The sequence below is a fragment of the Saccharopolyspora spinosa NRRL 18395 genome (assembly GCF_000194155.1).
Taxonomy (GTDB): Bacteria; Actinomycetota; Actinomycetes; order Mycobacteriales; family Pseudonocardiaceae; genus Saccharopolyspora; species Saccharopolyspora spinosa.
The window spans coordinates 3,292,527-3,317,524 of sequence record NZ_GL877878.1 but is presented as its reverse complement, the minus strand read 5'-3'; the positions used below and the strand labels follow the sequence as shown (position 1 = coordinate 3,317,524).

Here is a 24,998-nt window from a genome sequence, read left to right as displayed (position 1 = left end):
TGGTCAGGCCGCCGTCGTGCTGGGACACGCCGACGGCGGTGTGGTCGGCGTGGAGCAGCGTTTCACCGAACTGGGCTTCGACTCGCTGACCGCGGTGGAATTGCGCAATCGCCTCAACACCTCGACCGGCCTGCGGCTTCCCCCGACGCTGGTCTTCGACTACCCGACCCCGACCGCGCTCGCCGACCGCTTGCTCGACGAGCTGCTGGGCGACGGTGACCAGGGCCGCGTGCCAACACGGACCAGCGCGTCGCCGTCCGACGACCCGATCGTGATCGTCGGCATGGCGTGCCGTTTCCCCGGCGGGGTCGAATCACCCGAGGACCTCTGGCGTCTTCTCGTGGCGGGTGCGGAGGCCCGCGGAGAGTTCCCCGTCGACCGCGGTTGGGACCTCGACGGCCTGTACGACCCGGACCCCGGCCATGTCGGCACGACGTACGCGCGTCATGGCGGTTTCCTCTACGACGCGGCCGAATTCGACGCAGGTTTCTTCGGGATTTCGCCGCGTGAGGCGATGGCGATGGACCCGCAGCAGCGGTTGCTGCTGGAGACCTCTTGGCAGGCCTTCGAACGCGCCGGGATAGACGTCGCCTCGATCAAGGGCAGCAATGCTGGTGTGTTCGTCGGTGCCACCCACACCGGCTACGCCGAGGCGCTGACCCGGATGCCCGCCGCCACCGAACTCCAAGGCCACATCGGCACCGGCAACACGGCGAGCGTCATGTCGGGCCGATTGGCCTACACCTTCGGTCTCGAAGGACCTGCGGTGACCGTCGACACGGCGTGCTCGTCTTCCCTGGTGGCACTCCATCTGGCGGTTCAGGCGCTAAGTTCAGGGGAGTGCGACCTAGCGCTGGTCGGCGGGGTGACCGTAATGGCGACGCCCGCGCTCTTCGTCGAGTTCAGCAGACAGCGCGGGCTCGCGCCGGACGGCCGGAGCAAGGCGTTCGCGGACGCCGCCGACGGCGTTGGCTGGTCCGAGGGTGTCGGCATGCTCGTGGTGGAGCGGCTGGCGAAGGCCCGCAGCCTCGGCCACGAAGTGCTCGCCGTCGTGCGCGGCACAGCGGTCAACCAAGACGGCGCGTCCAACGGCCTGACCGCCCCGAACGGCCCGTCACAGCAACGTGTCATCCGGCAGGCGCTGGCGACCGCGGCTCTGTCCACTCAGGACGTCGACGCGGTCGAAGCGCACGGCACCGGCACCACGCTCGGCGACCCGATCGAGGCACAGGCACTGCTGGCGACGTACGGCAGGGACCGTGTGGAGGGGCAGCCGCTGTGGCTCGGTTCGGTGAAGTCGAACATCGGGCACACCCAGTCCGCGGCCGGTGTGGCCGGGGTGATCAAGATGGTGATGGCGCTGCGAAACGGTGTTCTGCCGGAGACGTTGCACGTGGACACCCCGTCGACCAATGTGGACTGGGACAGCGGTGACGTCCGGTTGCTGACCGAGACCGTGGACTGGCCGGAGGTCGGCCGCGCGCGTCGCGGTGGGGTGTCCTCGTTCGGGATCAGCGGGACCAACGCGCACGCCATCTTGGAGCAGGCTCCGGCGGCGGCCCCTGTCACAGCGACACCGGTTCCCCGGCCCGTGGTGCTGCCGTGGGTGGTGTCCGGGAAGACGCCCGCGGCCGTCCGCGCGCAGGCCGCACGGCTCGCGGCCTACCTCAGGGAAACGACCGGTGTCACGGCTGCGGATGTCGCGATTTCCCTGGCCGCGCACCGGTCGGTGCTCGAGCACCGTGCGGTGCTCGTCGGCGAGAACTACGAAGAACTGCTGAACGCCGTGACCGAACTGGGCCAGGGCGGTCGCTCCGCGAACCTGGTCGAGGGCACGGCTCATGGACGAAACCGGACGGCGTTCCTGTTCGCCGGTCAGGGGAGTCAGCGGGCCGGGATGGGCAAGGAGCTCTACGCCCGGTTCCCAGTGTTCGCGGAAGCCTTCGACGCGGTGTCGGCCGCGTTGGGCTCCCCGGTCGCCGATGACGAGGAGTCGTTGGCGCTGACCGGGTTCACGCAACCCGCGTTGTTCGCTCTGGAAGTGTCGCTGTTCCGGCTCGTGGAGTCATGGGGGATCGTGCCGGATTTCGTGGCCGGGCATTCGATCGGCGAGATCGCCGCCGCGCACGTGTCGGGTGTGTTGTCCCTCGAGGATGCCGGCGTGCTGGTGCGCGAGCGTGGTCGTCTGATGCAGGCGTTGCCCGCCGGTGGCGTGATGGTCGCCGTTGAGGCCACGGAAGACGAGCTTTCGCCGTTGCCGGAAGGTGTTTCGCTGGCTGCCGTGAATGGCCCGCGGTCGGTGGTGATCGCCGGGACCGAGGCGGCCGTGTCGCAGGTGGATGGTTTCCGGAGCCGACGCTTGAAGGTGAGCCATGCGTTCCATTCGGCGTTGATGGAGCCAATGCTGGACGAGTTCCGCGAGGTTGTGACGGGGCTGTCGTTCGGCGCGCCGTCGATCGCGGCGGTGTCGACGGTGACCGGTGGGATCGTGTCGGAAGAGTGGCGTGACCCGGAGTACTGGGTGCGGCAGGTCCGCGAGACGGTGCGGTTCGCCGACGGGGTGAGGGCGCTGGAGGCCGCGGGTGTCACGGCGGTCGTGGAGCTCGGCCCGGACGGCGCGCTGTCCGCACTGGTCCAGGAGAACCTGGTGGGCACCGCAGCGATTCCGCTGGTGCGCAAGGATCGTGGGGAGGAGAAGTCGGCGGTCAGCGCGCTGGCGGAGCTGTTCGTCCTCGGCGTCGAACCGGACTGGGCCAAGCTGATCGCCGCCGGCCGCCGAGTGGAACTGCCGACCTACGCGTTCCAGCGCGAGCGCTACTGGCCGACAGCAGTCACCGGCTCGGGTAACGCCGCTTCGCTGGGGCTGGGCGCGACGGACCACCCGCTGCTGGGGGCTGGGGTCGAGCTGCCGGAGTCCGGCGGATTCCTGTTCACCAGCCGCCTTTCGCTGACTTCGCACCCGTGGCTGGTCGAGCACACGATCGGCGGGGTGGTCCTGCTTCCCGGCACCGCGTTCCTGGAGCTCGCGGTGCACGCTGGTTACGAGGTCGGCTGCGGGCACGTCGACGAGCTGGTCCTGGAAGTACCGCTGGTCCTGCCGCACGACGGCAGCGTCCAGATCCAGGTGGTGCTCGGCGGCTCGGACGAGGCGGGCGCCCGCACGGTGAGCGTCTACTCCCGTGGCGAGGACGTCCAGTGGACCCGCCACGCCAGGGGTGTCGTTTCTGCCGAGGTCCAGCCTGCGGTGGAAGAGGTTCCGTGGCCGCCGGTGGGCGCGGAGCCGATCGGGCTCGACGGGTTCTACCAGCAGCTTGCTGATGCCGGTTTCGACTACGGCCCGCTTTTCCAGGGACTGAAGTCGGTGTGGCGGCGCGGCGAAGGGATCTTCGCCGAAGTCGATCCGGGTGTGGTCGACACCAGCGGGTTCGGCCTGCACCCGGCGCTGCTGGACGCGGCCGTGCACGCCGCTGCGTTCGCGGGCATCGGCGGTCCGCGCGCCGACGTGCTTTCTACCCCGGGTGCGGCATCACCCGAGGGAGGCCAGTTGCCGTTCTCCTTCAACGGGGTTTCGCTGCACGCCACCGGCGCTACGTCCCTGCGGGTACGGCTGAGTGTGTCGGGGCCGGCCACCGTGTCCCTCGAAGTCGCGGACCAGACCGGGCAACCGGTCGTTTCGGTGCGAGCGCTGACCCTGCGCCCGGTCGACACCGGCGCGCTGTCCGTGGCCAACCGGGACGCCCTGTTCCGGCTCGAGTGGCTGACCGTGTCGGCGGGGACACCGGGTTCCCTTGCCGTGCTGGGCGAACTGGCAGTCCCCGGTACGCCGGTCTTCGCTACGCTCTCCGAGCTCGACATCGTGCCCGAAACCCTGCTGATCCCGATCGCCTCGGGCCCGGGAGAGATCCCGGACGCCGTGCGAGAGGTGACCGGCCGCGTGCTGGACCTCGTGCAAACCTGGCTCGCCGCACCTCAGTTCGCCAGGTCCCGCGCCTTTTTCGTGACTCGCGGCGCGATTGCCGAGGGCAGTGCCGCGGAAGGCGCCGTCGACCTCGCCGCGGCCTCGGTCTGGGGCCTGGTGCGCTCTGCCCAGACCGAGAACCCTGGCCGTTTCGGGCTGGTAGACCTCGACTCGGAAGACGCTTCTCTCGAAGCCCTGCCGGGGGCGGTGGCCTCCGGTGAGCCGCAGGTACTCGTTCGCGCGGGTGAGATCCGGGGCGGGCGGCTCGTCCGGGTGCCCTCGAGCGCCGTGCTGACCGTGCCGGTGCCGTGGGATCGGGATGGCACTGTGTTGATCACTGGGGGTACCGGTGGGTTGGGGCGGTTGGTGGCGCGGCATCTGGTTGTGGAGCACGGGGTGCGGAGCCTGTTGTTGCTCAGCCGTCGAGGTCTGGACGCCGAGGGTGTGGCGGAGTTGGTCGCGGAGCTGAGTGGGCAGGGTGCGGAGGTTCGGGTAGTGGCCTGCGATGCCGCTGATCGTGATGCGCTGGCCGTGGTGCTCGCGTCTGAGCGGCTGACTGCGGTCATTCACACCGCTGGGGTGCTTGACGATGGCATTGTCAGTGCTCTGACGCCCGAGCGGTTCGACACTGTTCTGCGGCCGAAGGTCGATGCGGCGTGGAATCTTCACGAGCTGACCAAGGATCACGATCTGGCCGCGTTCGTCCTGTTCTCTTCGGCGGCGGGGGTGCTGGGGGGCGCGGGTCAGGCCAACTATGCCGCCGCGAATACGTTCCTTGACGCGTTGGCCGAGCACCGCCGGCGGCTTGGCCTGCCCGGTCTTTCGCTGGCCTGGGGTGCGTGGGAGCAGTCGGGCGGGATGACGGCTGGGCTGGACGAGGCCGACCTCCAGCGGATGGCGCGCTCGGGTATGCCACCACTGCCCAACGCGCAGGGCTTGGCCCTGTTCGACACGGCGCTCCGCTCGGACCACCCGGCCGTGGTGCCCACCAGCCTCGACCTGAACGTCCTGCATGGGCTTGGTGAGGTGCCGCACCTGCTCCGTGACGTGGTACGCAAACCTGTCCGTGGCACCACCCGCCGCTCGATTCCAGCGTCCGGCGAAAACGTCGCGGACCGCTTGGCCGGACTGGTCGGCGCCGAGCGTGACCAAGCCATACTCGACCTGGTGCGCGTGGAGATCGCCGCTGTGCTCGGACACAACGGCGTCGAGGGCATCGAACCCGGCAACGCCCTGCAGGAACTCGGTTTCGATTCGCTGACCTCGGTGGAGCTGCGCAACCGGCTCAACCTGGCGACCGGCCTCACCCTGCTGCCGACCCTGGCGTTCGACCACCCGACGATCGGCGAGCTAGCGGCCCACCTCGCCACTGAACTCGCCGAATCCGCCGGGGCCGCCCCTGCGGCTGAGGTTACCGCTCTGGTCGAGGACGGCGCCCCGGACATCGTCAGCAGCCTCTACCGGGAGGCGCACGACGCCGGGCAGTTCCGGCTCGCCAGTGAGCTACTGATGAGCGTCGCCCGGCTGCGGCCCACGTTCTCCGACGCCGCCGAGCTGGAGCGCAAGCCCAAACCGGTCCGGCTCGTCGGCGGGGACAGCGGGACGCACCTGGTCTGCTTCACCCCGATCGTGCCGTTGACCGGCGCGAACTTGTACTACCCGCTTGCCGCTGCCCTGCCCGGCGGACTCACCGTGTCGGCGCTGGCTTCACCGGGCTTCGTCGAGGGGGAGAAGCTCCCGGTGGACGCTTCAGTGTTGGTCTCGCTGCAGGCGGAGACGGTCGCCGAGCACGTCGGCGAGGCACCGTTTGTGCTCGCGGGCCTGTCCTCGGGCGGAATCGTCGCGCACACCACGGCGAAACGCCTGGCGGACTGCGGGAAGCCACCGCGCGCGGTGATCCTCTTCGACACCTACGCCATGCACGACGTCTCAGTACTTGAGACCGGCCCGCACTTTATGACAGCGATGTTCGAGCGTGCGGCGGGCGTGGTGCCGATCGACAGCACCAGGCTGTCCGCCTACGAATGGACCTGCGGCCTATTCGGTCACTGGGATCCGGAACCGATGCCGGTGCCCACCCTGCTGATTCGCGCGTCCGAACCGATGAGCCCGGACCTGACGGGGAAGAACTGGAGGACCAATCTGGACGGCGTGTCCACGATCGTCGACGTGCCAGGGAATCACTACTCGTTGATGGAGGAGTTCGCCGCGTCGACCGCCCAGGTCGTCCACGACTGGCTGCGAACACTGGACTGAAAACCGTGCCAGCAGGCGCTGAGAGCGACTTCATGTCCGAAACTGTTTCCAGCAAACGGATACCGTGGTGCGAGTGGGTCCACTCGCACCACGCCGTTCATAGTTGACCCGGCCCGTTATCGGCAACGCCTTCGCTGCGCAGCGGCACCGGGCAGCCACACACGGCGATGCCGTTGCGCTCGATATCCGGCCTGGTGTCGTGGGATTGTGCCGGGCCGGGCGTTTCGAGGTCTTCACCCCGCAGGGCCCGCAAACGGTGGCTGCGGTGTCAGCCGTCGTGGCAGCGGATCCTCTGCGGCTCGCGGACAGGGTGGCCCTGGCAGCCGGGGAGAGTCCCCTCTCTTCTCGGGCTGGTACAGCACCGCTACCGCGCCCACAGGGGCCGTTGGAAACGACCAGCGGCGAGCTGGGGCGCCAGCGGAGCGCCTTGACCGTGCTTTCCACGCCTCGGTGGTCCGACGCTTGATGCGATGACAAAGGTCGCTCGTCTGCGCGGTCGCGAAACAACTACGTCTGGGGGAGTTCCCTCCCTGAGGGCGTCGCTGCGCCCAGGGGAACTACCGAGACCGGCATGGCTACCGAGTCTCGTTCCGTCTCGGCGGGGACGAGCCGTACCTGTCGGTCACCGGTTGCGGGCTGAAATGGCACGCTCACATCCAAGAAGTCAGCTTGCACCTTGAGGCAACATTCAACGGTCGCGCATGCCCTAGCACCCCGGACAATCTGGTCACGACTGATGTCGCTGCTTAGGTTTACCAGCAGTGCGTCGAATCTCACCTTTTCCGGCGTCACCTCTGTCTCTTTGCGATTGGAGTGCCATGATGAGGATGCGAAAGCTGGCTGCGGCCACCCTTCTCACGCTGGGGTTTGCCGGTGGGCTCGCCGCCACCCAGGGTGTGGCGTCCGCCGCCACGTTCGTCCCGGGCGGGGTCTACACGTCGAGTTCGTCCTGCGCCTATGCGGGCAACGTGGGCATGAGGCAGCACCGCTGGGTCGGCTGGTATTGCAAGAACCTGTACAACCACGGCCGGTACCAGCTGTGGGTGCAGCCGACCTACTGATCCGGTGCGTTGTGCGGGGGTGCGTCCGTTATGGACGCACCCCCGTTTCGCTGCGGTTTCCGGGGTTCTGAAGGAATCCTGTGGGGAGCACAGCGCATGGTGCTGCCCTGAGATCAGGGGGTTTTCTCCGCGTGGCCGCGATGCTGCCTGTCGTGGACGTGTCGGCACTGGCCGCCGCAGGCATTTCAGGCGCGGAAGGAGGGGCGGCGATGAACACCCGACACCACGACGAGGAGCGCGTCGACCTGGACTACGAGAAGTTCCTCGGCAGCCAGGGAAAGTAGATCACCGAGGACTACGTCGCCGCGCCGGTGACCGAGGTGGAATCTGACGACGTTGCGCTCGACGAGACGCGCACCGTGGTGGATTTTGCTCGACGACCACGCCGACGCCAGCCACATCGGGCAGATCCTGCACGAGACCAGCAGGCAGTACCGGCTCGACCCTGGATGCCCTGGCCGAGCGGGTTTACCGCTTCTACCACCGCTACGGGGTCACGCAGCGGCCTGACATGTCTTGAAGCCGTCACGGCTATTTCCTGCGCCGTTCCGTGATCCAGGTCGCGATCTGGGCACGGGAGGCGAAGCTGAGCTTGGTAAGGATGTGCTGGACATGGGATTCCGCCGTGCGTTGGGAGATGACGAGCATCTTCGCGATGTCCTTATTGGACAGCCCCTGGGAGACCAACGCGGCTACCTCCGACTCGCGGGGTGTGAGAAGATCGAAAGGTGATCGGGCCAAGTCGGGTGCGGGCTGTGCGTGGGGCTCTTCCGCCAAGGCATATTGAATCGCGGAATCACGCCGCAGGCTGGCGCCCCGGGCGTAGGCATCCGCGAAGGTATCGCCCAGCGTCTGTCGCAGGCGTGTCTCGCATGCCTGGTGGCGGGCGAACAAACCGGGTAGCGAGCTGATGGGGATGCCCATCTCATCAAAGCGTGTGACGGCGGCACCAAGCAGGGCAGCCGCGCGCCGCGGATTGTTCCAGGCCGTGATCCATGCCATCGCATCGATCGAGATGGCTATGCCAAAGTGGTCGTCGATCGAATATTTCAGCCGCAGACTTTCCTGTTCCATCTTGAGGTCCCCTTGGATGTCCCCTGTGTGCAGAACGGCTAACCAGCTCAGACACTTGGCGCGGATCAGAATTTCGTCCGGGGGATCGAGCGCTAAGCATTCGTGATAGCGGGTCGGCGCACGTTCGAAATCGCCCGCAAAAGTATGCACAAGCGCAAGCAGAAACAGTGTATAGACCTTTTCGATGGAGTTTCCTACGGTCTCGAAAATTGCAATTGCCTTTTCGAAATCGCTGGCCGCACGGGACAGGTTGTCGGCGAACAAAGCCTGGAAACCGGAGGCCTGACGGATGAACGCCTCGGCCGGCTCACCGAACTGGCGGGCCAGTGCACGGCCGTCCTCTAGTAACGAATCCGCAATGGTGAGGTCGCCTTGCAAGGTGGACAGCCAGACAGCGGTGTTGATGGCCAGGATTGTGGTGTGGGTGTCCGATGGCGTTTGCGTACGGAGACGTGTGATCCAATGGAGTCCTTCACGGACCAGCCCTCGTGTCATCCAATGGTGACGTAGGCCAGCCGCGATGCGCAGACCGATAACTGCCTCTCCCGGCTCGGTTGTGCAGAACTCCAACGCCGCTTGCAGGTTAGCATGTTCACGGCGCAGCCGAGCGAACCAGTCGCTCTCGCGTACATTGACCCACCCTGCCCGCGCCTGGTCAACAAAGTCGGCATAGAAGTCGCGGTGGCGACGGCGCGTGGTTATCCATTGTCCGGAATCGCGCAACCGCTGCTGTCCGTACTGGCGGATGATATCCAACATGCGATAGCGCGTCTTGCCATCATGCTCCTCGCGAATCAGAATGGACTTATCCACCAGGGAAAACAGGACGCTGGCAAGCTCAGGCTCGCTGTCGTGGGCGGTTGTCGTGGCGACAGATTCGATGGCGTCTAGTTCGAAACCGCCAGCGAAGACCGACACCTGCGCCCAAAGGTCGCGTTCTGCCGGCGTGCACAGCTCGTAACTCCACTCGATGCACTCCCGTAAACTGTGTTGCCGGTCTGCGGCTACTCGATTCCCCGTAAGCGATGGGAAGCGACCGGACAGCTGCTCCAGAACCTCGGTGAGAGACATTCCGCGTAGCTTGACGGCGGCGAGCTCCAGGGCAAGCGGTACGCCCTCGAGTTTCCGGCAGAGCGCGAGCACCTCGTCCATGTTGTCGTCGGTTAGCCGGAAGTCAGGCACCACGGCCGTGACACGGTCGAGAAACAAGTTGATCGATGAATCCTCTAGCTGCGAGTCGCGAGGGTCCAGCTTGTCTGGGACCGGCAACGGCATCACCGGAAGGATCTGCTCTCCGGCGGTGTTCAACGACTGTCGGCTCGTCGCGAGGATGCGCAGATTCGGAGCGGACTGCAGCAACGAGATTGCCAGTTCAACGCACGGATCCAGCAGGTGCTCGCAGCTGTCCAACACCAGCAGCGCGTGACGCGGCGCAAGGAACTCCGTCAGAACGCCGATGGCCCCGCGTGGGGACTGCGGGTGCAGCTTCAATGCGCTGGCGACCGTGTCGGGGACGAGAACGGGATCACTGAGCGTCGAAAGGTCGGCAAACCACACCCCGTCTGGGAACGCCCGGCGTAACTCTGTGGCCGCGCGCAAGGCCAGCCGTGTTTTGCCAACCCCGCCGAAACCGGTCAGTGTTACCAGTCGCGCCCTCGACAGCAACCGCCTGATCTCCGCTCGCTCCACCCGCCGGCCGACAAAACTCGTCAGCTCGGTCGGCAAGTTGCCGACCGAGCCAGTTACCGCCTGCGGTGCAGCCACAAATCCAGCATAGGATGGGTCAACGACCTCTCGCTGGTCACATGAGCACCAATGGCAACGCTGATGGCCAACATTACCCGGCATCGCTCTTGTTAATCGCCGCGATTTTTGCTCAGCCGGGGAGGTCTACCTCGGGAACGGTGTTCGGTAAGTAGGTTTCGGCGGCCGACCAGCATTCGCCGAAGAAGCTGAAGCGAACGGACCGTTCGCGCCGTCTAGCGAGGCGAACAGGCCGTTCGCTTCAGCGTGATGGCGAAGGCGTTGATGACTGGTTTCCATGCATCGTCAATTGGTTGTGTCGGCGGCCTCGTACTGGTGGGCGACGGCAGTGGGAGACGGTGCACGACCAGGCGTCGGATGACGTTCTCGCCGGAGAAGCCGACGTGAATGCCCCACCCTTGGGCTCTACGGCCCCCGCGCGCTCGACGGGCTGTGGAGGCCGTTCGTCCATTGCGGTGACCGACATCGGTCTGCCGCCGCGAGTGTCTGCCCGCGACTGCGGTGACCAGGCGCTTCGGCGCGTCGCGTGCTCGGGTGGCGCTGGCGGACGCGTGCTGAATGGGGCAGGGGATCTGCTGGATCTCGCAAGGCGCATCTTGCCACAAATTGGCCCGACATGATAGACAAATGGCCGTACATAACTGATGGTTGTCCGGCTTGCGTCGGAGCTGGAGGAGACATGGGAGTTACCGGTCCCTTGGTTGGGCTGCGCGTCATCGAGATCTCCTCGTTCGTCGCGGCTCCGCTCGGTGGGATGACGCTGGCGCAACTGGGCGCTGAGGTCGTGCGGATCGATCCGATCGGTGGTGCCGCAGACCGGGACCGGTGGCCCGTGAGCAAGGACGGCACCAGTCTTTATTGGGCGGGCCTCAACAAGTCAAAGCGATCGATGATGGTCGACATGCGCTCCGACGAGGGCCGCTCGATCGTCCGTGACTTGGTCGCGGCGTCTCCGCCCCGCTCGGCGGTCGTCCTGACGAACGCTGGCAGACGCTCCTGGCTGTCGTACGACGCTTTGCGCGAGTGGTGTCGCGATCTGATCTATGTGCAGGTCGACGGACGAAGCGACGGTTCGGCCGCGGTGGATTACACCGTCAATGCGGAAGTCGGGTTTCCGATGGTGACCGGTCCGGCCGGGCTAGCCGATCCGGTGAACCACGTGCTGCCTGCCTGGGACATCGCGTGTGGTTTGTACGCGGCGCTCGGCGTGGCTGCTGCGGCGAGGCGGCGAGAGCTGACCGGCGAGGGCGACCGGGTGCGGGTGGCGCTTGCCGATGTCGCGCTGGCGATGGCGGGAAACCTGGGATTCCTAGCCGAGGCCCAGGTCAACAACGTGGCGCGGCAACGTATCGGGAACCACCTCTACGGCGGCTTCGCGCGTGATTTCACCTGCGCCGATGGTCAGCGGTTGATGATCGTGGCGCTGACCCGGCGGCACTGGCAGGACCTCCTGCGGATTACCGGCCTGGAGAACCCCGTGCAGGCGCTGGAGGAGAGCCTCGGGGTGGACTTCTCGCGCGATGGTGACCGTTTCGAGTATCGCGAGGTTCTGGCTGGGCTGTTCCAGCGATGGTTCGCCGCGCGCCGGCGGCATGAGGTGTGTGAGTTGCTCGATGGCAGCTCGCTGGTGTGGGCGCCGTATCGCACTTTCGCCGAGACGGTTTCGGCTCTTCAGACGGCCGAGGGAGGCAACCCCTTGATGTCGGTCGTCGACCAGCCTGGCGTCGGGCCTCATCTGGCGCCCGGTTCGCCGCTGACCTTCGCGTCGTCTCCGAAGCCGCCCATGCCGGCGCCCATTCTCGGGCAGCACACCGAAGAAATCCTGTCCCGGGAGCTGCGAATGTCTCGGGAACGAGTTCGTCAACTGGTCGCGGCCGGCACAGTCCGCGCCCCCTCGTCCGCGCACGCGGATTCCCACGGCGTGTCCTAGCGCCTCGGCCCCCTTCAGGAGGAGACAGATGCCGGCACAGGCGGCCGTTATCGACGGCAAGCTGGTGGAAGGCCCAGAGACGCTCGACGTCCTTGACCCGTCGACGGGAACGCTGCTGGACCGCACGCTCCGCGGCACGGGTGAACACGTGGACGCCGCAGTCGCGGCCGCCCGTGCGGCGAGTCGTGAATGGGCGCATACGCCCTACAGCGAGCGCTCGGCGATCCTTCGTCGTATCGGTGAGCTCATCCGGCGCGACCGCGGGGAGTTCGCCTTGCTGGAGAGCCAGGACACCGGCAAGCCGCTGGCGCAAGCGTGCGCCGATACCGACGTCGCGGCCCGCTACTTCGAGTATTACGCCAACACGATGGAGGCCTTCTTCGGGCACAGCTTGCCGCCCAACGGTGACTTCGTCGCTTATACCCGGCATGTTCCATTCGGAGTGACGGGGCACATCATTCCCTGGAACTATCCGCTCCAGATTGGTTGCCGCACGATCGCCCCCGCGATCGCGGTCGGCAACTGCGCCGTCGTTAAGCCTGCGGAAGAGGCGCCGCTGTCGGTGCTCAAAGTCGCCCGCACCGCACTCGAAGCCGGCCTGCCTGCCGGTGTTCTCAACGTGGTGCCGGGCCTGGGGGCACAAGCCGGCGCGGCGCTGGCGGGACACGCTGGCATCGACCACCTGTCCTTCACCGGGTCGGTGCCGGTCGGTGCGGCTGTCGCGCACGCGGCGGCGGAAAACGTCATTCCGGTCGTGCTCGAGCTCGGTGGGAAATCGCCGAACATCGTATTTCCCGACGCCGACCTCGACGCCGCCATTCCCGTGATCGTCAAGTCGATGCTCCAAAACGCCGGACAGACCTGCTCCGCCGGTTCGCGACTGCTGGTGCACGAGGAGGTGCGCGACGAGGTCCTCGCGCGGATCGATGAGGCGCTGCGCGGCGTCCGTATCGGGCCCGGACCGCAGGATCTCGACCTCGGGCCGCTGATCTCGGCCAAGCAGCGAGACCGGGTGACGCAGATGGTGCAGCGAGCAGCCGACTCCGGCGCCCGGCAGCTCGGCGGTCCTGGGCAGGTCGAACTACCCGAGGGTGGCTTCTACTTTCCCCCGACGGTATTCACCGACGTCGATCCCGCACAGGAGATCGCCCAGGAGGAGGTGTTCGGCCCCGTGCTGGCCGCGATGTCGTTCGGGACCGTCGACGAGGCCATCCAGCTGGCGAACGGCACCCAGTACGGACTGATCGCCGCAGCGTGGACGAGGAATCTCGACGTGGCCCACGTGATGGCGGAGGAGATCCGGGCGGGCCAGGTCTACCTGAACACCTACGGCGGGGGCGGCGGAGTGGAATACACCTTCGGCGGTTTCGGAAAATCCGGCTACGGCCGGGAGAAGGGCTTCGAAGCGCTCAAGGGCTTTTGCCAGACGAAGACCATCGTGACGAAGGTGACCCGATGACGGGGTCCGCACATACCGAGGGGCTGAACCTGCTCGCGGGGGTTCGGGTCGTCGACTTCACCCAGGCGCTGTCCGGCCCGTACTGCACGCTGATGCTTGCCGATCTCGGTGCTGAGGTGATCAAGGTCGAAAGTCCGCATCGTGGTGACGATGCGCGGCATTGGGGGCCGCCATTTGTGGGAAACGATGCGGCGTACTTCATGTCGGTCAACCGCAACAAGCACAGCGTCGCACTCGACCTCAAAGACGACGGGGACCGCAGGCGGGTGCGCGAGCTGATCGGCACCGCGGACGTCGTCGTCGAAAACTGGCGACCGGGTACGGCCGACCGACTGGGATTGGGTGCCGCGTCCCTGCGCGCCGCACACGCCGCGTTGGTCTATTGCTCCATCAGTGGATTCGGGCAGGGCCAGGGAACCCGGTCCGGCTACGACCAGATTGTGCAGGGCACCAGCGGCGTCATGCGGATGACGGGCCGACCGGGTGAGCCGGCGAAGTGGGGCGTCCCGGTCGCCGACATCGCGGCTGGCATGTTCGCCGCTACCGCCGTCGTCAGTGCGCTGTTCGAACGTTCACGCACCGGACTCGGCCGCGCCATCGACATCGCGATGCAGGACAGCGTCGTCTCCATGCTGACGCACCACGCGGCCCGGTTCCTCGAAACCGGTGTCGTGCCGGAATCCGACCACAACGGTCATTCCACGATCGCTCCCTATGGCATGTTCCGCACGGGCGATGGCTTCATCAACATGTGCGTCGGCAACGACTCCCAATTCGAGCGGATGTGCGAGGCACTCGGACAGCCCGACCTGGCCGTTGACGCGCGGTTCCGCACCAACCCGCTGAGGCTGGCTCACAAGCACGAGCTTCTGCGCGAGGTCGACGCCACCCTCACCCGCATGAGCACCGAACAGGTCATCGCCGAGCTCGAAGCGGTCGGGGTGCCGGTCGGGCCTGTCCTGGACATCGGAAGCGTGCTGGAAGACCCTGCCACGCACGAGCGTCAGATGGTCCTTCATTTCCATCGCGACGATGCGGGCGAGGCCCGGGTCGTCAACACACCGTGGAAGTTCGACGGAATCGCCCCTACAGTCCGGCTGGCGCCCCCTCGGCTGGGCGAACACAACGACAAGGTCATTGGTGGTCTGTCCGTCGATTCGGCAGGCAGCAACGGAAGGAAGAGCTGAATCATGGGCCACCTCTGTGAGACCGACGGACTCACCGACGTCCAGCAAGAGATCCTCAAGACCGTGCGGTCGTTCGTGGAGCAGGAGATCCTTCCAGTCGCCAACGAGCTCGAACACCACGACGAATACCCGGCGAAAATCGTCGACGGCCTCAAGGAACTCGGCCTGTTCGGCCTGATGATCCCCGAGGAATACGGCGGCCTCGGGGAATCCTTGCTGATCTACGCGTTGTGTGTGGAAGAGATCGCCCGCGGCTGGATGAGCGTCAGCGGCATCATCAACACCCACTTCATCGTCGCCTACCTGCTGCTCCAGCACGGCACCGAGGAGCAGAGACGAAAGTATCTGCCGCGCATGGCCACCGGAGAGGTGCGGGCGGCCTTCTCGATGTCCGAGCCCGGCTGCGGTTCCGATGTCAGCGCGATCAGGACCAAGGCGGTCAAGGACGACGACGGCGACGGCGACTACACGATCAATGGCCAGAAGATGTGGCTGACCAACGGCGGCTCAGCCAACCTGGTCGCCGTCCTCGTGCGGACCGACGAGGGCTCGGACTCGGTCTACCAGAACATGACGACGTTCCTGGTCGACAAGGAAGCAGGCTTCGGCGAGACAGCTCAGGGGCTCACGGTGCCGGGCAAGATCGAGAAGATGGGGTACAAGGGCGTGGACACCACTGAGCTGGTGTTCGACGGCCACCGGATCAGTGCAGGCCAGATCCTGGGGGGCGTGCCGGGCCGGGGCTTTTACCAGATGATGGACGGTGTCGAGGTTGGTCGGGTGAACGTAGCCGCGCGCGGCTGCGGGGTGGCCCTGCGGGCCTTTGAACTCGGTGTCGTTTATGCCCAGCAACGGGAAACCTTCGGCAAGGCGATCGCCGGACATCAGGCCGTGCTGTTCCGGCTTGCCGAGATGGCGACGAAGGTCGAAGCGGCGCATCAGATGATGGTGCGCGCCGCGCGCAAAAAGGACTCGGGGCAGCGTAATGATCTGGAATCCGGAATGGCGAAGTATCTCGCCTCCGAATACTGCGCGCAGGTTGTGGAGGATTCGTTCCGGATCCACGGCGGGTACGGATTCTCGAAGGAGTACGAGATCGAACGGCTCTATCGGGAGGCGCCGATGCTGCTCATCGGCGAGGGAACCGCGGACATCCAGCGGATGATCATCGGCCGGCGGGTTCTCGAAGACTACAAACTCAACGTGTGATGCGCGGCCGGACCCGCACACACCCGCTCCAGACGCCCACGCAAGGAGACCGGGGGCGGGGGCGGCCGCCGGTGCGGACACGGTGTTCGGCATGCCGGGCGGCGGAAACAACCTGGACTTCATCGGGGCGGCTGAAGCCATCGGCCTCCGATTTGTGCTCGCCCACGCCGAGACACCGGCGGCCATGATGGCGTCCGTCTACGGCGATTTGACCGACAGCCCGGGGGTCTGCGTCGTCACTCGGGGGCCGGGAGCCGCGAGCGCAGTAAACGGGGTTGCCAACGCCATGCTTGATCGGCAGCCGCTGGTACTGGTCACCGACACGGTCAGCGCTGCGGACGCCGAGCGGATCGCGCATCAGCGTCTCGATCAGCGGGCTTTGTACGCGCCGGTCACCAAGTGCTCCGCCACCGCTGGAAGCGGCGGTGACGCGGGGGCGACGGTGCGTCATGCGGTCGGTGCGGCGATGTCGCTTCCGAGAGGGCCGGTGCACCTCGACTTCGACCCCAGCGCGACGTCGTCGGCGACGCCCTCGGAAATCGCCGCAGAGCCTTCTCCGGATACGGTCGATGACGCGTTGCGTCTTGTCTCCCAGGCCAAGCGGCCGCTCGTGTTGCTCGGTGTCGGTGCACGCGGGCTCGCCGAACCGGTACGCACGCTACTGGCGGAGTCGGCCGCTCCCACGCTGATGACCTATCGGGCCAAGGGGCTCGTGCCGGATTCCTGGTCGAACTCCGCTGGATTGGTCACCGGCGCGACCACCGAGGCACCGTTGCTGCACGCTGCGGACTTGATCGTGATGATCGGAGTCGACACGGTCGAGTTCATTCCCAACGCCTGGCCCTACCAGGCGCCGGTCGTCTCGTTCTCGTCCTGGGCGGAGACCAGCCCCTACCTGCGCCCGGACGTCGAGGTCGTCGGCAACCTGGAGAAGCTGGTCACTGAGCTGTCGCAGATCTGGCCGGCGACGACCTGGCCGCCCGGCGCGGGCAACCGGCATCGCGACGACGAGTTGGCCCGTTTGTGTGCGGCCACGCCCGGGATCCCGGAGGGCGTCACGCCACAAGAGGTGGTGTTACGGACGCGGGCCGCAGTACCCACCGCCACGATCGCCACGGTCGACGCGGGGGCACACATGCTTCCGGCGACTTCGCTGTGGACCACCGAGGACGTGGACGAGATGATCATCTCGAGTGGTCTGGCGACGATGGGCTTCGCCGTTCCCGCCGCGGTCGCGGCGGCCCTCGCCCGGCCGAGTCGGCGCATTGTGTGTTTCACCGGGGACGGTGGGCTGGGCATGTGCCTGGGCGAGTTGGAGACGATCAGCAGGTTGGGCTTGAACGTTACGATCGTGGTCTTCAACGATTCGCGGTTGAGCCTGATCGCGATCAAGGCCAAGCCCGATGGCAACGGCGGGGAGAACGCGATCGGGTACGGCGAGACCGATTTCGCGCAGATCGGCCGCGGTTATGGCTTGGCCGGCTTCTCCGCCGATTCCGCCGATGAACTCGACACGGCCTTGGCGCGGGCGCTCGGGCAGCACGGTCCGTCGATTGTGGACGTACGGGTTGATTCGCGCGCCTATGGCGAGGTCCTGGCCGCGATTCGCGGGAAGCGCTGAGCGGTAAACGCCTTGGCACCGCCACATCCCGACCCGGCGTGGCGGTGCCGTCCAATCACCTGAGCAGGCTGTCAGGCGTTCCGCCGGAGGCTGATGCGATACGAGTAATGCTCAGGTACGAAATGGCTGATCGCCAGTTCGACCGGGTTGCCGTCGGTGCCGAAATAGAGCCGGTCGACCCGCAGACTCGGGCTGCCGACCTCGGTGGACAGACACTTCGCGTCCGTTTCCGAGAAACGGTCAACCGTGATGCTCTGCTGGGCCTCCTTGACCGCGAACGGCAGTCGGCTGTCGAGCAGCCCGATGATCGTGATGGTGCTCACCGTGCCGACCTTGTGCGGTTCCTCGACGGAATCCAGGAGTTTGGCCACACTCGGCGGCAGCGCCACCGTCGTGGTGCAGAACCGTACTCCATCGTGGATCCGCACGAATTGCATCTCGTAGACGACATCCGCAGCCAGGCGAAGCCGTCCCGCGTTGATCGGATCGACCTTCCGCGTCAGCGGCCGGACGACCTCCATAGCGGTGTCCTCGGAAAGCCCCATGAGGTCGTCCACCGATCCGACCTGGCGGACGTACCCGTCGCCACCGGAGCGCGCGTAGGTACCCCGGCCCCGGATCCGGTAGACGAGACCTTCGGAAACGAGATCCTGAAAAGCGCGCCGCACCGTTTGCCGACTCAGCCCATAACGCTCCGCGAGCTCGGCTTCTGTGGGCAGACGATGACCGTCGGAGAACTCACCCTGGCGGATCTGCACACGGAGGTTTCGCGAGAGCACCTGGTAGCTCGGCTCGTTGGTCGGCATTCTCACTACCCCTGAGAGTGAAGGCTTGAGGACGGTTTGTCGTCAACTATATGTCATTTAGCCGGACAAATGGGCAACCGGACTTGCGCGGTCGTCCCGAGCGCCCCTGTCCCGGTCCGGAGTCGCTGGCGGGAAGACTAGCCGCGGATGACTTTGGCTACTGGCACCCCGGTGGGTACCCGGCTGAGGGTGCCTGCCGGGCACGGGTCGGTCAGGCATCCGGCTCCGGCGCGGCGCTCTTCGGCCAGCGTGCTCTCGATCGCGTACGGCAGTTCCGCGGCGCCAAGCACGGTGGCGTGCGGGGGGCAGTTGACGGCGAAAAGAGCCACTTCTTGTCAGTTTGTGCGGCCATTGTCTGGTCAGGTCGGCCGATGGCCGTGTTCGGAGGTGGCGCACGAGACTGAGGGGTCTCGCCGCGTTGCCGAGCCGGCTCGGTGTTGATCAGCAAAAGCGCAGGTAAGCGTGGGTGTTGTGACACTTGACACTCACCTGGGCCAATAGTTAAGGTCAGCGCACCAAGTTGGTCGTACAAATGCGGCCAAATGGCATGCCAAGCGAGTCGAGTCCTCGCGTCAGCGTCGGCGCAGGGAAGGTGGAGGCGACATGGCAGGTTCCGGCAAGCGCGTCATAGTCACGGGAGCAGCGTCCGGCATCGGCCGTGCCACGGTGGGTTTACTGCGCTCGGAGGGCGCGTCCGTGGTGAGCGTGGATCTGCGGGATCCCGGTGACGACCCCAGTTTCATCAAATGCGATGTCGCCGACTCGGGTTCGGTCGCCGCGATGGTCGACGAGGCGGTCACGGGCCTCGGTGGGCTCGATGCGGTGGTGAATGTCGCCGGGATCCAGCGTTCCGGCGCAGTGGAGGTGCTCGACGAGACCGACTGGGACGACCAGCTTCGGGTCAATGTCAAGTCCTGCTTCCTGACCTCGAAGTACGCGGTGCCGCACCTGCGGGCAGCCGGTGGCGGCAGCATCACGACCACGGCTTCCCTGGCCGGGCTGAAGGGATTTGCGGGCATGACGGCGTATAGCGCGTCGAAGGGCGCGGTCATCGCGTTCACCCGGACGCTCGCCGTCGAAGTCGCCGCGGACAACATCCGGGCGAACTGCCTGTGCCCGGGATGGGTCGACACTCCGTTCAACGACCCGGTGATCACCTTCGAAGGCGGTAGAGAGGCACACCTGGCTAATGTCAAGGCCAACGTTCCGCTGTCCCGCGAAGCGGCGCCACCCGAGCTTGCGAAGTGGCACGCTTTCCTGGTCTCGGATGCCGCGTCTTACATGACCGGGCAGGCGATCACCGTTGACGGGGGGCTCTCGGCATGACCGAGGCGATGACCAAGCAGGAACGGGTCGAGCTCAGTTACCAGCTGTTGCAGGGTGCGGTCGACCTTCACATCCACACCGCGCCGGACATCTTCCCGCGCTCGGTGACGGCGATCGAGGCCGCCGAGGAGGCCAAGGCCGCCGGGATGGACGCGATCGTGGTCAAAAGCCACTCGACGGACACCGCCGCGCGTGCCGAAATGGCGCGTACGGCCGCCGGATTCGACGTCCGCGGCGGTGTCGCGCTCAACTATCCGGTCGGTGGGCTCAATCCCTACGCAGTGCTCGAGTCCGCGAAGCAGGGTGGCCGCATCGTGTGGTTGCCGACGTTGAGCGCACGGCATTTTCTGGAACACGCGGAGAACGTTCCGATCCTGCGCGCCGAATCCCCGGTCAGCAGTGAGGGAATTGTCGTCGTCGATGACAACGGCACCCTCAAGCCCGAGATCGAGGACATTCTGCAGCTGATCAAAGAGCACGACATGATCCTCGCCTCCGGGCACGTCTCGCCTGCCGAAGCGATCAAGGTTTTCCGGCGGGCGGCCGAACTCGGGATCACCCGTCTGATCGTCACACACCCGCACGCCTTGTTTGTCGGGGCCAGCGCCGAAGACATGCGGGAGCTGGCGTCGTTCGGGGCGATGAACGAGTTCCAGTACGCGTTCGTTACGAAGGTCATCGTGCCGCCGCAGAGCATGGGGCACATCGCCGAACTGATCCGCAAGGTGGGAATGGAGTCATGTCACCTGGCCACCGACGGCGGCCAGCAGGTCAACCCGCATCCCGCCGAGGCGTTCCGCCTGTTCATCGAAGGCATGCTCGAGGAGGGCTTCACCCCGGACGAGCTCCGGTACATGACATCGGAGGCGCCCAAGCGCCTTCTCACCGGGTGATGTCATCCGGCTGACGTCGTTCGGTCGTGCCGCGCGTCGGCACGGCGTGATGGGAGCCGGAAATAACCCTTTTTTGGGGGCCGGTTCCGCACATTCCTGGGGGCCACCGCGCCCGGGCAATTTGCCCTGCGTACATTCACCGTGAGGACAACATCAATGTCGATGCAAACTGCACTCGCTCAGCAGGGCGCCCGGGCGATTGTTCGCCGCGGACTCACCAACTCCGCGATTTCCCTGGTGCTCTTATGGCTGATTTACGGACTTGACTCGATTTCGCGGCAGATGATCTACATGGTGTTACCCGCGATCACCACCGAGTTCAATCTGACGCCTTCGTCGTCGGGTCTTATGACTACGCTCGTCACGCTGTCGACGGCGGCCATCTGCGTCCCGGTGATGGTGTGGGCCGACAAGGGCGGACACGGCTGGCGGCGGAAATATCGGCACCTTCCGATCGTGATCGGCTACACGCTGTTCACGTTCCTGACCGGCTTCAACGTACTGACCGCGTCGCTAGCCATGCTCGTCCTCATGCAGGTGCTCTCCCACGCGATCGGTGGTGCGGGCGAGGCTATCGAGGTGGCCTCGGCCGGTGAATGGTGGTCCAAACAGCGCCGAGGAATGGCCCTCGGAATCCACCACACCGGCTATCCGTGGGGAACGCTGGTCGGGGGCTTCGCGGTCGCAGCTGTCCTGGCCGCGTACGGCCCGGAGAACTGGCGCGTTGCGTTCCTTTATTTCCCGATCCCGGTGGTCATCGTCTTCACGATCTACTGGTGGTTCGCGAATAAGCGGCGGTACGACACGGTCGTCGAGTCGGTCGAGGCCGTAGGGCACACGAAGCCGCTCGAAGCTGAGGCAGTGGACGCGGATTCAATCAAGCCGGCACAGGCTGTGCGCAATCCCAACATCGGGGTGATCGCGCTCGTCGCGATGATGTCGATCGTCGGATACTTCGGGCTTAGCTTCTGGCTCCCGCAATACCTGGCCTTCGTGGCCCACTACAACTACGCTGAAGTCGCTGCTTACTCGGTACTCTTCACGATCACGGGTGGGATCGGGCAGATCGTGTGGGGTGCGATCTCCGACCGCATCGGCCGCAAACTCTCACTCATGATCGTACTCGGCTGGATCGCAGTGGGGATCGTTCTCTTCCAATTCGCGGACACCAGTCTCGGTGCCGTTATCGGGATTCAGTTGTTCGTCGGTTTCGCGCTGAACGCCCCCTACACGTTGGTTTATGCCATTGCGTTCGATTCTGCGGGAAAGGGATCGACCGGCGTCGCGAGTTCGATCATCAATGTCGGGATCTACCTTGGCGGTTTCAGCCCGTACCTCGTCGGTGCGCTCATCGCGCTAGGTGGAGGGTTCTCGTCGCCCACGGGCTACAATATCGCGCTCTATTTCCTCGCCGGTCTGATGCTCGTCGCGCTTATCGTCACTGCGTTGTTCACGCGGGAGACAGTGGGACGGTTCCAGAGCAGGGACAGAGCATTGGTCTCGTTGAGGTCATGCAATCTCGACCAGCCGACGGGAGGCGCATGAGATGTCAATCACTCATATCGCCATGTTTCGCTTCCGCGACGGTGTAACCGATGATCAAATAGCGAAATTCGAAGCGGAACTCGCAACCATGCCGGAGCGTACCGGCTGCTTGCAGGCGTACCGTTACGGGCGGGACCTTGGGGCTCGCGACGGCAACTTCGATTTCGGTGTCGTGGCTGAACTCGGATCCGCAGATGAGATCGACGGCTACCTCGACCACCCCGCACACCTGGAACTGGTGCGGGACCATGTCCTGCACATCGTGGCCGAACGGAAAGCGGTTCAGTTCTCTACCGACGCCCTGGAGCGGCACCTCCGAACCGGCAAGACTATGGAAGGAAGGCGCGCATGAACGGCCGTGACAATCTCAGCGAGGAGAAGGCCGACGTCCTGATCGTGGGGGCGGGCGCCTCCGGTGCTTTCGCCGCAGTCGAGCTGTCGAAGGCGGGCTTCTCGGTGGTGTGCCTGGAGCAAGGCGACTGGACCCGGCCGACCGAGTTCGCGGGAGCCCGCCCGGAGTGGGAGCTCAAGGCACAAAAGGACTGGCATCCCAACCCAAACACGCGGGCTCGGGCCTCGGACTACCCGATCGACACCAGCGAATCCGATGTCAACCCGCTGATGTTCAACGGCGTCGGCGGAAGCACGATCTTGTACGCAGCACATTGGGTGAGGATGCTGCCGTCGGACTTCCAGACCCGAACCCGTGACGGCGTGGGCGACGACTGGCCGATCAGCTACGAAGACCTTGCTCCCTTCTACGGACGGACCGAGATCGACATGGGCGTCTCGGGTCTCGCAGGCGATCCCGCGTATCCAGACGAGGCGCCCTATCCCAATCCGCCCATGCCGATCAACAAGATCGGCCGGAAGGCGGCGGAAGGCCTGGACAAGTTGGGTTGGCACTGGTGGCCCGCGCCCAACGCGATTTCGGCGAGGAAATATCGCCACATGAACGCCTGCGTCCGCCGGGGGACATGCCTGACAGGCTGTCCCGAAGGTGCGAAGGGCTCGGTGGATATCACGCACTGGCCGGACGCCATCGATGCGGGCGCGCGCCTAGTCACCGGGGCGAGGGTCAGGGAGGTCACCACCAATGCGAAGGGCCTCGCGACCGGGGCGGTTTATATCGATCGGAACGGCGTAGAGAGGCATCAGGCCGCCGATGTGGTCGTCATGGCTGCCAACGGCATCGGCACCGCGCGCCTGCTGCTCCTCTCGACGTCGCGAGCTCACCCTGACGGGCTCGCGAATTCGTCCGGTCTTGTCGGCCGTCGCCTGATGATGCACCCCTATGCTGCGGCGACGGGTGTCTACGACGAGCCGCTGGAGAGCTGGCTCGGTCCTGCCGGGCACGCGATCCAGACCTTCGAGTTCTACGAAACTGATGCCAGCCGTGGCTTTGCGCGCGGAGGCAAGTGGCAGGTCATGCCCAGCGGCGGTCCGCTGGGGCTGCGCGCCGGTTACAGCGACAGCCCGGTCGAGGAGGTCTGGGGTGAGAACTTCCACGACCGGATCCGCAGGACTCTCGGCCGGTCGTTCGAGTGGGGAATCACCGCAGAGGACTTGCCTGACATGGAAAACCGGGTCGTCCTCGACTCGGTACAGACCGACTCCGACGGCATCCCATCGCCAAAGATCATCTATCGGACGTCGGAGAACACCCGGCGGCTGATGGATTTCAACCTCGCACGAGCCCGCGATGCGCACGAAGCCGCCGGCGCGACCGAGGTCCACATCACGCCCCTGATGCGGGACTGCGGCTGGCACATCATGGGAACTGCCCGGATGGGCCTCGACCCCGCCGACTCAGTGATCAACGAGTGGCATCGCGCGCACGACGTGCCGAACCTCTACGTCATCGATGGCAGCGCGTTCGTCACATCGGCCGCGGCCAATCCCACTGCCACGATCACCGCGCTCACGCTGCGTGCCACGGAGCAGCTCATCGCGAACCGGAAAAACCAGGAGGTCCCCCTATGACCACCTCGGACCCCAATGTGACGCTGACCGATCACGAGCGTGACATCTGTGGCGCCCGCGCCGATGTCCTTATCCCCAACGCTGCCGGGATGCCTGCTGCCACGCAGATGGACGTGCATACAGTCTGGATCGAGCGTGCGCTCGGTGCTCGCCCAGACCTGGCCGGCCGGTTCCGGGCGTCCCTGGCCGAAGCGGTGGATGAACCTCCTGCCGAGGCAATCGAGACGCTCCACAAGAACAGCCCCGAGCTGTTCGACGCGTTCAGCCTGCTCGTCGCCGGCGCGTACCTCATGAACCCCGAAGTGCGCGCGCTCATCGGTTACCCGGGGCAGGAAAATCGACCTGTCGCGAACGACGAGGTGGATACCTATATCCACCTTCTAGAGCCCGTTGTGGAACGAGGGCCAGTTTATAGGCCGACTGTTTGACTCGTTTCTTCGCAGCACAAGACGGCGTCATCCGCTCAGAAAGGAAAATTGTCATGGCAAGGCTCACGGCCGAGCTCGCGCAGAAGATTCTGGTCGCAGCTGCCGAGAAGGCAACGGAAATCGGCTCGCCCTCCAGCATTTCCATCCTCGACAGCGGAAGGGAACCGGTGGCTTTCCTGCGCCAGGATGGCGCTCTCCTCGCATCACCGGAGATCTCGTCCAACAAGGCCTACACCTCGGCGTCCATGAAGATGCCGACCGGTGACCTCAATGAGCTGGTCCAACCTGGTGGGCCGTTCTTCGGCCTGCAGACTGCCCAGGCCCGGCCGTTCGTGACCTTCGCGGGCGGCGTTCCGATCCTGGTCGATGGTGAGGTCGTCGGCGCGATTGGCGTTGCCGGCGGAACCGGCGAACAGGACGAGGAAGTCGCGAAGGCTGGCGCTGCGGTCGCCTGACCGCGAGTCGGTCTTTAGGCAGCACTTGGCGCACATCGGTGTG

18 protein-coding genes and 1 pseudogene are annotated in these 24,998 nt (G+C 65.7%); 16 read left to right on the top strand and 3 right to left on the bottom strand.

Going from position 1 to position 24,998, the window contains the following annotated elements:
* The 3 genes from SSPN_RS44110 to SSPN_RS56755 all read left to right on the top strand — a co-directional run.
* The coding region (locus SSPN_RS44110) for a type I polyketide synthase (RefSeq protein WP_010696245.1) at positions 1-6,214 on the top strand (6,214 nt) is incomplete at its 5' end.
* An 818-nt stretch (positions 6,215-7,032) separates the two neighbouring features.
* Positions 7,033-7,275 (top strand): hypothetical protein, encoded by a 243-nt coding sequence (locus SSPN_RS0116420; protein ID WP_101377278.1) that lies wholly within the window; start codon positions 7,033-7,035, stop codon positions 7,273-7,275.
* A gap of 140 nt (positions 7,276-7,415) precedes the next feature.
* The gene (locus SSPN_RS56755) at positions 7,416-7,559 is read left to right on the top strand and encodes a hypothetical protein (RefSeq protein WP_158309574.1); all 144 of its coding nucleotides are present in this window, start codon (positions 7,416-7,418) and stop codon (positions 7,557-7,559) included.
* A 247-nt stretch (positions 7,560-7,806) separates the two neighbouring features.
* Here the strand turns inward: SSPN_RS56755 and SSPN_RS0116410 are convergent, their stop codons facing one another.
* Entirely contained in the window at positions 7,807-10,113 is a 2,307-nt protein-coding gene (locus SSPN_RS0116410) for an ATP-binding protein (protein ID WP_029535401.1), read from the bottom strand.
* A 679-nt stretch (positions 10,114-10,792) separates the two neighbouring features.
* On the opposite strand from SSPN_RS0116410, the gene SSPN_RS0116405 reads away from it, so the two are divergent.
* From SSPN_RS0116405 to SSPN_RS62160, 6 genes and pseudogenes are all read left to right on the top strand, one after another.
* Positions 10,793-12,043 (top strand): CoA transferase, encoded by a 1,251-nt coding sequence (locus SSPN_RS0116405; RefSeq protein WP_029535400.1) that lies wholly within the window; start codon positions 10,793-10,795, stop codon positions 12,041-12,043.
* Positions 12,044-12,071: 28 nt separating this feature from the next.
* Positions 12,072-13,502, top strand: coding sequence for an aldehyde dehydrogenase family protein (locus tag SSPN_RS0116400; protein WP_010696240.1), 1,431 nt, complete (start codon positions 12,072-12,074; stop codon positions 13,500-13,502).
* A complete protein-coding gene (locus SSPN_RS0116395) occupies positions 13,499-14,689 on the top strand; it encodes a CaiB/BaiF CoA transferase family protein (protein WP_010696239.1) in 1,191 nt (396 codons plus the stop codon). The genes SSPN_RS0116400 and SSPN_RS0116395 overlap by 4 nt, the downstream gene beginning before the upstream one ends.
* Positions 14,690-14,692: 3 nt before the next feature.
* Positions 14,693-15,898 (top strand): acyl-CoA dehydrogenase family protein, encoded by a 1,206-nt coding sequence (locus SSPN_RS0116390; protein WP_010696238.1) that lies wholly within the window; start codon positions 14,693-14,695, stop codon positions 15,896-15,898.
* 76 nt (positions 15,899-15,974) lie between these two features.
* Positions 15,975-16,265, top strand: a pseudogene (locus tag SSPN_RS62165) (thiamine pyrophosphate-binding protein); the annotation flags it as partial.
* Positions 16,266-16,364: 99 nt separating this feature from the next.
* On the top strand, positions 16,365-17,519 hold the full coding sequence (locus tag SSPN_RS62160; protein ID WP_337466345.1) for a thiamine pyrophosphate-dependent enzyme: 1,155 nt from the start codon (positions 16,365-16,367) through the stop codon (positions 17,517-17,519).
* A gap of 71 nt (positions 17,520-17,590) precedes the next feature.
* Here the strand turns inward: SSPN_RS62160 and SSPN_RS0116380 are convergent, their stop codons facing one another.
* A complete protein-coding gene (locus SSPN_RS0116380; RefSeq protein ID WP_010696236.1) occupies positions 17,591-18,325 on the bottom strand; it encodes a GntR family transcriptional regulator in 735 nt (244 codons plus the stop codon).
* 137 nt (positions 18,326-18,462) lie between these two features.
* Positions 18,463-18,654 (bottom strand): hypothetical protein, encoded by a 192-nt coding sequence (locus SSPN_RS0116375; protein WP_010696235.1) that lies wholly within the window; start codon positions 18,652-18,654, stop codon positions 18,463-18,465.
* A 274-nt stretch (positions 18,655-18,928) separates the two neighbouring features.
* On the opposite strand from SSPN_RS0116375, the gene SSPN_RS0116370 reads away from it, so the two are divergent.
* From SSPN_RS0116370 to SSPN_RS0116340, 7 genes are all read left to right on the top strand, one after another.
* The gene (locus SSPN_RS0116370) at positions 18,929-19,651 is read left to right on the top strand and encodes an SDR family NAD(P)-dependent oxidoreductase (RefSeq protein ID WP_010696234.1); all 723 of its coding nucleotides are present in this window, start codon (positions 18,929-18,931) and stop codon (positions 19,649-19,651) included.
* Positions 19,648-20,544 carry a DUF6282 family protein gene (locus tag SSPN_RS0116365; RefSeq protein WP_010696233.1) on the top strand — a complete coding sequence of 299 codons (897 nt, stop codon included), beginning with the start codon at positions 19,648-19,650 and terminating at the stop codon, positions 20,542-20,544. Before SSPN_RS0116370 ends, SSPN_RS0116365 begins: the two co-directional genes overlap by 4 nt.
* Positions 20,545-20,700: 156 nt before the next feature.
* The gene (locus SSPN_RS0116360) at positions 20,701-22,089 is read left to right on the top strand and encodes an MFS transporter (RefSeq protein WP_010696232.1); all 1,389 of its coding nucleotides are present in this window, start codon (positions 20,701-20,703) and stop codon (positions 22,087-22,089) included.
* A 1-nt stretch (position 22,090) separates the two neighbouring features.
* Positions 22,091-22,441 (top strand): Dabb family protein, encoded by a 351-nt coding sequence (locus SSPN_RS62675; RefSeq protein WP_044572987.1) that lies wholly within the window; start codon positions 22,091-22,093, stop codon positions 22,439-22,441.
* Positions 22,438-24,072 carry a GMC family oxidoreductase gene (locus SSPN_RS0116350; RefSeq protein ID WP_010696230.1) on the top strand — a complete coding sequence of 545 codons (1,635 nt, stop codon included), beginning with the start codon at positions 22,438-22,440 and terminating at the stop codon, positions 24,070-24,072. Before SSPN_RS62675 ends, SSPN_RS0116350 begins: the two co-directional genes overlap by 4 nt.
* Positions 24,069-24,500, top strand: coding sequence for a hypothetical protein (locus SSPN_RS48955; RefSeq protein WP_010696229.1), 432 nt, complete (start codon positions 24,069-24,071; stop codon positions 24,498-24,500). The genes SSPN_RS0116350 and SSPN_RS48955 overlap by 4 nt, the downstream gene beginning before the upstream one ends.
* Positions 24,497-24,955 (top strand): GlcG/HbpS family heme-binding protein, encoded by a 459-nt coding sequence (locus SSPN_RS0116340; RefSeq protein WP_202798829.1) that lies wholly within the window; start codon positions 24,497-24,499, stop codon positions 24,953-24,955. The genes SSPN_RS48955 and SSPN_RS0116340 overlap by 4 nt, the downstream gene beginning before the upstream one ends.
* The last annotated feature ends 43 nt before the right edge of the window (positions 24,956-24,998 follow it).